Below are 11328 nucleotides of genomic sequence, written 5' to 3'. Positions count from 1 at the left end.
CACAAACCAAGGCTCATCGTTCACTTGCTGAGTGCGAATCGTTACGTTCGTGTCTTCGTTGTAGAAAAATTGCAATTTGTTTTCCATTTGAATACCATTTAAAATTCAACATTCATTCTTGTATGAATTCCACACCTCCGAATATTGGCCAAAAACATTTCCACCGGTTGAGCCTTCGGAAAACGTGGGCGATTATCTACCGGCATATCTTTGCGTAATGCCTCAAGGACTGCGATCGCATCGCTGATTTCGTCTCTTGTACAACTGACCACTATCATGACAGACTGTTCGTTCTTTAATACTTTCATGTTCAAATGGTTTTAAATGATAATTAGATGATTGTTACTTCCTTATAGGGATTATCTATCTCTTTCTTCTCAATGTTGATCGTCAGATCATACATTCGTCCACCATGGTTCAAGGCATAGGCGCGAATAATTTTAGCCGTAGGGCTGTTAGTATTGAATTGCAAGGCTTCAACAACCGTCCTCATAGTTACTTTCAATTTCGACCGGATTTCATCCTTTACCTCCTTACTTACTTCAATGATTTTCTTTTTCTCTTCCATCTTCATTAATATCTAATAGTTTGTTGTATCTTTAAAGCGTCTTTCTATTGGAAGACTCTGCAAAGATATAGACAATTGTTTATATCGCACAAGTTTTATATAAACTTTTTTCTATATGGAAGAAAAAATAATATCACGATTGTTTACATACCTAAAGTCAAAAAGTATTCCTCATACCCGCTTTGAGAAAGAGATTGGTTTGTCTAATGGCTACTTAAACACACAGTTAAAAAGAAATTCTGATTTAGGAGAAGGGGTTATTAGAAAAATTATAGACAATTGTTTAGATGTAAACCCTCTATGGCTACTTACTGGCCGCGGTTCCATGCTTAACGAAGATAAAATGGAGCAACTAACCTCTCATATCGATAATCCTTTAATGTGTAACGAGGATATTGTTCGTATACCAATAGTCGATATTTCGGTTGCTGCTGGATCAGGTTTTACTAATCCTGATTATATAGTAGAAGAAGAATGTATATCTATGCCTGTGTCTATGGTAAAAAATAGCCGGAAATATCTATGTGTCCGTGTGAAAGGGCAAAGCATGGTTCCATCCATTTTAGATGGTGGTTATCTCATCATTCGTTTAATGGAACGATCTGAATGGGAAAGCATTCGTGACAACTATGTATATGTCGTAAGTGATATGGAAGGAAGATCGTATGTCAAACGATTAAAAAATAGATTGCGACAACACGGTTTTATCGTATGTATGTCTGACAATGTAGATAAAAGAAACTATCCTAATTTCAATTTATATGAAGAGGAATTGAATACGATTTGGTATGCAGAATGGTATTTTAGCGCTAAACTGCCTAATATTCAAGAGACATACTATCGTAAACAAGGTGAATTAGAAGACAGAATGGATGAGTTAACGGCACAGATTCAACATATTCAAAAAGCATTAGCCATTAACCATTAAAATAATGAAGACAAATAAAAGTAGTTAGTCCTATAACAGACAAAAGGAAGCCACTTTTTATCTGCTATAGGCTTTTCCTGATGTAATCAACTATAAATCAATGTGCTGGTATTACAAAAAGTCTTAATATGTAAAATTAAGGGTATGCGAAACCGAATATTAACAGCTGTTTTAACATTAATTAATACGGTAAGGGGTAACGAAACAGTATAAATTTGCTTGTCAGATGTAACCCCAAATGTAACCCCAAGTGTAACCCCTCTCTCTATCAAATAGCTTTTTTTACTCTTTCTCCTGATTATAAGAAAACATCATAATTTACCTTGTTGACTTGTATACTTCTTTAGTGTAGGGTGGCAAATCAGGGGAAAAAGGTATGCTTTTGCAGTAGATATCCAGTTGCTACGAAGGGAATTTCTGTTAAGTCTCTAAGGTGTCTTTCGATCTTTCTAAGCGATTAGAATGCTTGCTGTTATGAGATTTGCATCATGAAATTTTTATAACTGATATCGGTGGATTTGTGGCCCATTTTAGGGGTTTTAGATTGGAATAGATATCAGAAGGCCAAATGTGAAGAAAAGGAAGGCTGAATGTGAAACAACTTCACATTTTTCTTATGCTTTCTCCATTAAATGTGAAGTAAATGTGAAGCAATGTGTATTTTTCGTATTCCGTAGGGTTGTATGTTATTTTCTGATTATCAATATTATATAAAAACAGAGGTGTACTTTTCGTATTTCCTATAATACATAATTACAATTTAAATATTTCTGCCTTTTATATTTTCGTACATTTATTCTTGAAGGCTTGTATTATCAGGCTCGACAACAAAGGGACTCATATCCTAAAAACGTACAAATGTAGAATCTTTTTATCGTACTTTTACCGTTTATACATTCTTTTATACTAAAAAACAGCATTATTTATATGTAGAGATCAAACAGATAGCTATTTTTTGCCGGTTCGAAAGTAAATTAGTCCAAAATTGCATACATTCCATTGCTGTTGTTTGTTTATTCAATAATTTAGTTTAAATTTACAGCTATCTATAAACATAATTAATCTACAATCTGATGGGACCAAAGTTTTCAATTTCGGAAGTATGCAGTACTTCATGGCAACGTACTAAAACTCAGATATGGGTTTTAGCCGGCTTATTGATTGGTATGACAATAATTTCTTTTACGCTGAGCGCTTTTGCCATGCCTATGCAAAAATCCATAGTGGGTACAATCGTTATTAATTTGATCAGTTGCATTATCTCCTGCATTTTTGCACTAGGATACATGAAAAACATATTTCAAGCCCTGGATGGAGAGGAACCGCAATTCTCAGCCTACGGACAACAGGCCCGTAAAATCATCACTTATTTTGTGGCTAATCTTTTTATGGGAATCATCGTGGTGTTCGGTATCTGTCTGTTCATTATTCCGGGCATTTATCTGGCTCTCCGATTGCAATTTTTCACCGCTTTCATTGTTGAAGAAGATACAGGTATCATCGAATCGCTGAAACGTAGCTGGGAAATAACCCGCGGACAGGGCATGCCGTTATTTATGCTTATGCTGGCCATGATCGGAATTTTTATATTGGGACTTATCCTGCTGGGTATAGGAATTTTTGTAGCAATGCCTCTTATATATATGATGTATGGCTATGTTTTTCGTAAATTAAATGCACCTTTGCAGATTATTGAGGAATTATAATTTTTATAACACAAAACAATCCGCAGATTATTTTTGATGTTCTGCGGATTATTTATGATAACAGAATTGCCCTATGGGGAAAACGTATAGAATAAAAGATATAGCAGAATTATCCGGAGTATCTACCGGAACCGTCGACCGTATTTTGCACAACCGTGGCAAAGTGTCGGAAGAAGCACAAAAAAAGGTCGAAAAAGTATTAAAAGAGATAGACTATCACCCGAATCTGATAGCCCGTTCGTTAGCCCTCAAGAAAAAGTATAAATTCGTTACATTGATACCCTCTTTCGGACAGGGGGAATATTGGGCAAAGCTGTCCGAAGGGATCAATAAGGCTGAACAGGAACTATTCAGTTACAATATTGAGGTCGAGCGGATGTACTTCAATCAATATGACAGAAATAGTTTCGACAATTTGATTCCCAAAATAGAAGAGGCGGATTGCCAGGGAGTAATCATAGCAACCCTTTTCAAAGAGAGCGTTATCCAACTCACGCAACAACTCGATAAACTCGAAATCCCCTATGTGCTGATCGATGCCTTTATCGAAAATACCAACTGTATCGCTTATTACGGAACAAACTCCTATGATTCCGGATATATCGCCGGGCGGTTACTTTTTGAACAGATACATCCGGAGGACAACATCGCTATTTTCCGCTTTATCCGTAAAGGCGACATGCATTCAACTCAGGTTATGAAACGTGAGGAAGGTTTCCGCGATTATCTGTACGGTCACGATTTTCTGGGAAAAATATACCCTGTACATATTCATGCCGATGAATCAGTAGAAAACAAAGAGATACTCGACTCTTTCTTCGCAACGCATGAAGAGATCAAGGCTGGTATAATCTTCAACTCCAGAGCACATGTCCTGGGTGATTATTTCCAGCATCAGGACATCGACAAACATTTTAAATTGATCGGTTACGATGTGATCGAATCAAATCTGAGCCATCTGAACAACGGATACATCACCCATCTGATCGCCCAACGTCCGGAAGTGCAGGGATTCAATTGCGTCCGCGCCTTATTCCGTCATCTGGTATTAAAAGAAAAAGTCGAACAAATCAATTATATGCCTATTGATATACTTATCAAAGAGAACATTAAGTACTACAATAACTATATTTAAAGGCATAAATTAATTATTTTTCTTCTATATTTTTTTTGTTTGACAAATAAATACTATACATTTGCACTCAGCGTGTGCTCGCGCACATATTAAACACAAAATGGAAATATCACAATAAAAATCATATATAAAATGGCTAATTTATTTTGTATTAAAGACAGAGTTGTCATCATTACCGGAGGAGCCGGTATTCTGGGTAGCGGAATCGCAGGCCATCTGGCTGAAGAAGGTGCTAAAGTTGTAATCCTTGACCGTGCAGTGGAAACTGGAGAAAAAATCGTTGCCGATATCAAAGCAAAAGGTGGCGAAGCCTGTTTCTTCCAGACTGACGTTCTGAATAAAGAGATCCTCGAACAGAATAAAAAAGATATCCTTGCCAAATATGCCCGCATCGATGCATTATTGAATGCTGCCGGTGGTAATATGGCCGGTGCTACAATCGGTCCGGACAACAACATCTTTGACCTGCAGGTCGATGCTTTCAAGAAAGTGGTAGATCTGAACCTGTTCGGTACAGTGCTTCCTACCATGGTTTTTGCAGAAGTAATGGCTCAACAGAAAGAAGGTGCTATCGTAAACTTCTCTTCCGAATCAGCTCTTCGTCCGTTGACACGTGTGGTCGGATACGGCGCAGCCAAAGCTGCCATCTCCAACCTGACCAAATATATGGCCGGTGAATTGGCTATCAAATTCGGTGAAGGTTTACGTGTAAATGCTATCGCTCCGGGATTCTTCCTGACAGAACAAAACAGGACATTGATGACTAATCCGGATGGTTCTTATACGGAACGTGCCAAATCTGTCATTGCCCACACTCCGTTCAGACGTTTGGGAACACCGGAAGAATTATTCGGTACGATTCAGTACCTGATCAGTGACGCATCCAAATTTGTAACCGGAACAATTGCAATTGTCGACGGCGGTTTCGATGCTTTCTCAATCTAATAATCCATAAAACACAATACATATATGTATTTATGCGAACAAACTTGGCGCTGGTACGGGCCGAATGATCCCGTCAGCCTTTGGGATATTAAACAAGCCGGAGCAACCGGTATCGTAAATGCTTTACACCATATCCCTAATGGAGAAATATGGACAGTAGAAGAAATCATGAAACGGAAAGAAATGATCGAAGAGGTAGGCTTGAGATGGTCTGTTGTCGAAAGTGTTCCCGTTCATGAACATATCAAAACACAAACCGGAGATTTCCAGAAATATATTGACAACTACAAGGAAAGTCTGCGTAACCTCGGAAAGTGCGGAGTTAATGTTGTGACATATAATTTTATGCCGGTACTTGACTGGACACGTACTGATCTGGCTTATACGATGCCGGACGGTTCAAAGGCTCTTCGCTTTGAACGTGCAGCTTTCGTTGCTTTCGACCTTTTCATCCTGAAACGTCCGGGAGCTGAAAACGATTACTCGGCAGAAGAGAAGGCTAAAGCGAAAGCTCGCTTCGATATAATGACCGAAGATGACCGTAAATTACTTACCCGTAATATGATTGCCGGTCTGCCCGGATCGGAAGAAAGTTTTACGATCGAACAATTCCAGGAAGCACTGGACCGCTACAAAGATATCGATGCTGAAAAACTGCGTTCCAACCTAATCTACTTCCTACAGGAAATTGCTCCGGTAGCCGACGAAGCAGGTGTTAAACTGGTGATCCATCCGGATGATCCTCCCTACTCCATCCTCGGTTTACCACGTATCCTGAGTACGGAAGACGATTTCAAAAAATTGATCGAAGCTGTTCCGAACCCAAGTAACGGTCTGTGCTTGTGTACCGGTTCATTCGGTGTTCGTAGCGACAATGATCTTGCCGGTATTATGGAACGCTATGGCGACCGCATCGACTTCGTTCACTTCCGCAGCACACAACGGGATGCAGAAGGAAACTTCTTCGAAGCAAACCATCTGGAAGGTGACGTGGATATGTACGGCGTAATGAAAGCGTTACTCGAGTTACAACAAAGACGTGGTTGCTCGATCGCTATGCGTCCGGACCATGGCCATCAAATGATCGATGACCTGAAAAAGAAGACAAATCCGGGTTATTCCTGCATCGGACGCCTGAGAGGTTTAGCTGAACTTCGCGGTCTGGAGATGGGTATAGCCAAATCTCTTTTCAAGAAATAACAGAGACTGAAATTTCATTTCTTATTGATTTATAATGAAAAAAGCGTTCAACTCCGGTTGGCGCTTTTTTCTGTTTTATAGCTTTTCGATTCATTCAACAGACCATTGAAAAGCATAAATAAATGAAAAAGAACTATAAAGTATTCCTGATTAGGACTTTAGACTGGATTGTTTTTTCTATTTTTGTCCAGCTAAAAAATTTCATAATGCCTAAGATCTACAGTTATATATTATTATTTATTACACTAATAACACTAAGTACCTGTTCTCCGGTACTATCAGTGCAATCACCACCATCCGTTTCCGATCAGGAATTTTACATGCTGTATCCGTCTACAGAAGTTCCTCTTCCCCAGATAGATATATTCCTTCCTCCTACACCGGAATTGGGAAAAACAGAATATGCACGTAAAGATATTACTGAGGATTTTTCTCCACGGGAAAAAGCCGATATAGCTGTTCCGGATCCAAAACTTCTGGCTGACGAAAACTCTCTTGTTATTGACCTGGCTCTCATGACAGATGAAGATTATGCTTTTCCGCTCCCCGGAGCAAAAGTCATATCACCCTATGCCGGCCGCAGAAGACATCATTCCGGCGTTGATCTGAAAACATGTGCCAATGATACCATTGTTTCAGCTTTCGACGGGATTGTCCGCCTGGCAAAACCTTATGCAGCTTATGGCAATGTCATAGTTATCCGTCATTATAACGGGTTGGAAACAGTCTACAGCCATAATTCCAAAAATCTGGTTAAAGTAGGTGACCGCGTAAAAGCCGGTGAACCGGTCGGATTAACAGGAAGGACAGGCAGAGCAACTACGGAGCATCTGCATTTTGAAGTGCGTATCAACGGACAGCACTTCAATCCTGATAAAGTATTCGACCTGGAAAAGCGAAAATTGCAAAACACTTGCCTGGTTGCTACCAAAACAGGAAAAAATATTGCTGTAAAAGCTATTGATATACTCCCGCATCAGCGTGCCGGTGAATACCAATACTCTTATTTAGGAATCCCTGTTCCGAATAATAATAAAAAGCTGGATTTGTAGAATAAAAAAAGACTTTATAAACTTCAACCTCCCGTATTTGTTTTTTGGGAGCAAAAGAATAGAGGGAATGCCCGCTTTCCGGGTATTTACTCCACCCACCAACAAATGTGATATATTTGTATTGATCTTCCGCTTATTTACAGAAATCAATAAACAAACGATCCTGAGAATCTTTTACTTTTCCAAAACTTTCCATGACCAAATTCACAATACAATTCTGCTTTTGATCCAGAAAGGCCAGTACATCCGTTACTGCCTTTTCATGAAATTCCAAAAGACCATGAGCAAAATAAGGTGTTGCCTCTTCATCAAAACGAATACGAAGATCAAAAAATCTGACGCCAAATTCATACTGTTCTTTAAGAGACAGGTTCTGACATTTTCCGGTATTCCAAGCTATTATCTGGACCAGTCCGGTTGGCTTAAGATAAGTCATTGAGTTGTGAGTTCCTAATTTAAGCATAAAATGGTTATTTAAGTGATTAGTAGAAGCTGATTTTCAAAGGGAACTTCCATTCAGTAAATATAAGGATTAATCCATATCTAATGTAAAAAAACAACTGATATTCTTATTTATTTTCTAATTTGGTCCATAAACAAAAAAGGCCACTGATTTTCAGTGACCTTTGTGGAGCTGGAGAGATTCGAACTCTCGTCCAAACGAGGAACTAATCTGCTTTCTACATGTTTATCTTCGCCTTCAATTGTCGGGATCAAGCAAGACCGAAGCCACCCACTTAATCCTTATCCTCTAAATTTTCGCCTGAGACCCGAGGCTCATTTCAGACTATCTCCGATATTGCTGCACCACCTGATCGGAAAGCTTCGGAGCAACAGCATCCGGGTGATGTCACGTCCCCGCAACTTTTGCAGGGATTAAGCTTGAATCTACTATACTTCGATTAAGCAGCGAGAGCGTAATTGTTTTCGCCAGTTAATTGTTCGTTGTCTGAGATTTAAGTGCAAGCCAACCACGCACTACATGCTTACAAACCACTTCTGCCCGCTGTCAAAACCGGTCAGCCCCTTGATTTGTGAGTACAAAGATACAAAGATTCTGCGTATCTCTGTACTCCATTTAGTTTTTTTATTCTATTACCCCTATTTCACGGAACCAGTCTTCGGCTCTGTCAGGCCATTCATTCACGGCTGCACCGGTATCTCTAAGTCCATAACCGTGTCCCCCCTTACTATACAGGTGCATCCAGGCAGGAACACCTGCTTCTTTTAATGCATAATAATAGAAAAGGCTGCTGTTTATATATGACTTATCGTCTTCTGCCTGAATCAGCATGGTCGGAGGTGTTGCCGACGTTACTTTGATCTCTGATGCCAATTGGAAATTTTCGCCATCCAGATACGCCGGATACACCAAAAGACAGAAATCAGGACGACAACTTACCTTATCCGCAGCATCCACTGCCGGATATGTCCGTTTCTCAAAATTATTACTAACCATCGCAGAAAGGTGACCTCCTGCCGAAAATCCCATCACACCGATACGTTGCGGATCTACATTCATCTCTTCTGCATGGGCTCTGACATACCCGATCGCACGCTGCAAGTCCTGCAAAGGAGCTTCATGCTTCTCGCGACCTTCCCGACGCGGGACACGGTATTTTACCAACACAGCTGTTATTCCCAAATTGTTCAGCCATTCGCAAACTTCGTCTCCTTCCAGATCGTAAGCCAGAATATTATACCCTCCACCGGGACAGACTACCATTGCCGCCCCTGTAGCAACTTCATCTGGAGCCGGATAAACAGTGACTGTCGGTTCACTTACATTAGTAACCCGTAAGACGGTTTCACCACCTGTCTTACCGCCATCAGTATCTGCTTTTTCTATCAGCTTGGTTGTTTCTCCCGGTGCTCCTTTCGGGAACAACAGGATCGGATTATCTTGTGCCATAGCTGAACCTATTAAACAACTTGCTCCGACAAGCAGGAGCATCCATTTTCTGATCATACACTACACTGTTTAAAGAATTTATAAAAACCATTATTTTTGAGGGAAATTCGGACTATACAGCATTGTTTTCTCTAATGTCATTAGTTTGCCATCTTTCACAAAAGCCTCTCCACGTTCTGAAAGATGTTTAACCATTTCTCCACGGAGTTCTTTCAACTGTTTTGCATATTCCGCCTTGGCAGAACAATCGGTCAACTCACCCGGGTCTTTCACCAAATCGAACAGTTGCTCTTTTCCATTATGAAGATTCCAGACATATTTTAGTTTGCCATCTGTTAAAGCACACCAATAATTATCCGCACTATAACAAGTAGCATGTTCCATATCAATATATTTACGCCATTCATCTCCATGTCCCTGCACTAATTTCAGCAGTGAACTACCATCCATATCGGGAGGAACCGCCCCCCCAGCCAAATCAATAAAGGTCGGCAGAAAATCGCGTAATTCAACCGGCTGTTCAATCTTTGTACCATTTGGAACTGATTTCTTGACATAAGACGGCCATTTTACAATATAAGGGATATGAGCAGACCCCTCATACGGATAAGTCTTTCTCCAATGATAATGGTCGCCCAACATATCGCCATGATCGGCAGTAAAACAGATCACGGCATCATCATACATACCTTTTTCTTTCAACGTTTCAATAATCTGCCCTATCTGGTCATCGATAAAAGTGACATTTGCATAATAATGCCTTCTGGATTTAACGGCATACTCATCCCCAAAGTTACCAAACGGAGCGTCAGAAGCAGCCTTTTCCGGATCCAGACGTTCCGCATATTTGCCACACCAATCTCCAATAACAGGCTTAGGTATATCAACATTCTTATACATATCCAAATAACGCTTCGGCGGATCATAAGGACTATGCGGACGTGCAAAAGAGACTTTAAGGAACAATGGCTGATCATTATTATAATTACGAATCAGTTCACAGGCGGTTTGCCCTGTCCAGGTTGTCGGATGTAAACGTTCATTCAGTTTATAAACTCCTGCACCATGGTCATTCCAGCCTATACCAGTTAAGTCCGGATTCTGTCCCGGAGCATTTAACTGGAACCATTCCCGGTAATCACTGATGAAATCTTTTGACTCAATCCGGCCGCTCTCATCAATTAAAGTTGCATGGAATCCATGAAGTGCCTTCTGCGGGAACCAATGCATCTTTCCGATACCAAAAGTGAAATAACCCAGATTACGCAACATCTGAGGCATTTCATATTTATATTGCTCAGCCATTCTTCCGTATCCCAGCATACCATGATGCCAGGGAGATAAACCTGTCAGCAAGCCGGCACGTCCGGGCGTACTGCTTGGAGCCGAAGAATAACCATTTACAAACAGTGTTCCTTCTGCTGCAAGTTTATCTATATTAGGAGAAATAACAGCTTTGTTACCCATACATCCCAAAGTATCCCCACGATGCTGGTCTGTCATGATAAAAATTACATGAGGTTTCTTTTTCTTTTCCTCTTGTCCATTATTCTGTTCATTCAAGGAAGAAGTGATAGATTGTGCAGAATGATTGACTCCAACTCCTGCACCTGCTAATAGTGACGATTTAAGAAAGGCTCTTCTTTTCATTATATGTTTTTCTATGAATACTAATTTAGATAGCGAAGATAAATATCTTATTTGATTCGTGCAAAGAGAAGACGACTAATATTATCGGTAAGAATAAAAACGAAAAGAAGCTATAAACGCAAAAAGGAACCAACCTTACGATTGATTCCTTTCATTTGTTTGGAGTCTGTGACTCTAAAACGGCGGCTATCTACTCTCCCACTTTTACGCAGTACCATCGACGTGATTGGGC

At 40.0% G+C, this 11328-nt stretch carries 11 protein-coding genes and 1 other RNA gene; 6 read left to right on the top strand and 6 right to left on the bottom strand.

The window, feature by feature from the left end:
• Positions 1-98: 98 nt before the first annotated feature.
• Both NBH15_RS28155 and NBH15_RS28150 read right to left on the bottom strand, forming a co-directional pair.
• Positions 99-308, bottom strand: a complete 210-nt coding sequence (locus tag NBH15_RS28155) for a hypothetical protein (RefSeq protein ID WP_250824121.1) — start codon at positions 306-308, stop codon at positions 99-101.
• A 23-nt stretch (positions 309-331) separates the two neighbouring features.
• On the bottom strand, positions 332-568 hold the full coding sequence (locus tag NBH15_RS28150) for a hypothetical protein (protein ID WP_195584887.1): 237 nt from the start codon (positions 566-568) through the stop codon (positions 332-334).
• Between the two features lie 115 nt (positions 569-683).
• Here NBH15_RS28150 and NBH15_RS28145 point away from each other — a divergent pair, with 115 nt between their 5' ends.
• From NBH15_RS28145 to NBH15_RS28120, 6 genes are all read left to right on the top strand, one after another.
• Complete coding sequence (locus tag NBH15_RS28145) at positions 684-1496, top strand: S24 family peptidase (RefSeq protein WP_250824120.1); 813 nt, start codon at positions 684-686, stop codon at positions 1494-1496.
• Positions 1497-2569: 1073 nt separating this feature from the next.
• Positions 2570-3202 carry a DUF7847 domain-containing protein gene (locus tag NBH15_RS28140; RefSeq protein WP_007653788.1) on the top strand — a complete coding sequence of 211 codons (633 nt, stop codon included), beginning with the start codon at positions 2570-2572 and terminating at the stop codon, positions 3200-3202.
• A gap of 73 nt (positions 3203-3275) precedes the next feature.
• On the top strand, positions 3276-4337 hold the full coding sequence (locus NBH15_RS28135) for a LacI family DNA-binding transcriptional regulator (protein WP_128133144.1): 1062 nt from the start codon (positions 3276-3278) through the stop codon (positions 4335-4337).
• Positions 4338-4469: 132 nt separating this feature from the next.
• Positions 4470-5282, top strand: a complete 813-nt coding sequence (locus NBH15_RS28130) for an SDR family oxidoreductase (protein WP_128133143.1) — start codon at positions 4470-4472, stop codon at positions 5280-5282.
• A gap of 24 nt (positions 5283-5306) precedes the next feature.
• On the top strand, positions 5307-6482 hold the full coding sequence (uxuA, locus tag NBH15_RS28125; protein WP_128133142.1) for a mannonate dehydratase: 1176 nt from the start codon (positions 5307-5309) through the stop codon (positions 6480-6482).
• Positions 6483-6685: 203 nt separating this feature from the next.
• Positions 6686-7534, top strand: coding sequence for a M23 family metallopeptidase (locus tag NBH15_RS28120; protein WP_199676211.1), 849 nt, complete (start codon positions 6686-6688; stop codon positions 7532-7534).
• A gap of 133 nt (positions 7535-7667) precedes the next feature.
• On the opposite strand, the gene NBH15_RS28115 is transcribed toward NBH15_RS28120, so the two are convergent.
• The 4 genes from NBH15_RS28115 to NBH15_RS28100 all read right to left on the bottom strand — a co-directional run bounded on the left by NBH15_RS28115 (position 7668) and on the right by NBH15_RS28100 (position 11096).
• On the bottom strand, positions 7668-7997 hold the full coding sequence (locus tag NBH15_RS28115; protein WP_250824119.1) for a PI-PLC domain-containing protein: 330 nt from the start codon (positions 7995-7997) through the stop codon (positions 7668-7670).
• 163 nt (positions 7998-8160) lie between these two features.
• Positions 8161-8561, bottom strand: a transfer-messenger RNA (tmRNA) gene (gene ssrA, locus NBH15_RS28110).
• A 60-nt stretch (positions 8562-8621) separates the two neighbouring features.
• Positions 8622-9503, bottom strand: a complete 882-nt coding sequence (locus NBH15_RS28105) for an alpha/beta hydrolase (RefSeq protein ID WP_128133140.1) — start codon at positions 9501-9503, stop codon at positions 8622-8624.
• A gap of 33 nt (positions 9504-9536) precedes the next feature.
• Positions 9537-11096, bottom strand: a complete 1560-nt coding sequence (locus tag NBH15_RS28100; protein ID WP_244050172.1) for an arylsulfatase — start codon at positions 11094-11096, stop codon at positions 9537-9539.
• Positions 11097-11328 lie beyond the last annotated feature (232 nt).

It is taken from the genome of Parabacteroides caeci (genome assembly GCF_023656795.1).
In the GTDB taxonomy this organism is placed as follows: domain Bacteria; phylum Bacteroidota; class Bacteroidia; order Bacteroidales; family Tannerellaceae; genus Parabacteroides; species Parabacteroides segnis.
The sequence above is the reverse complement of the archived record's forward strand: the minus strand, read 5'-3'. Positions and strand labels throughout refer to the sequence as shown.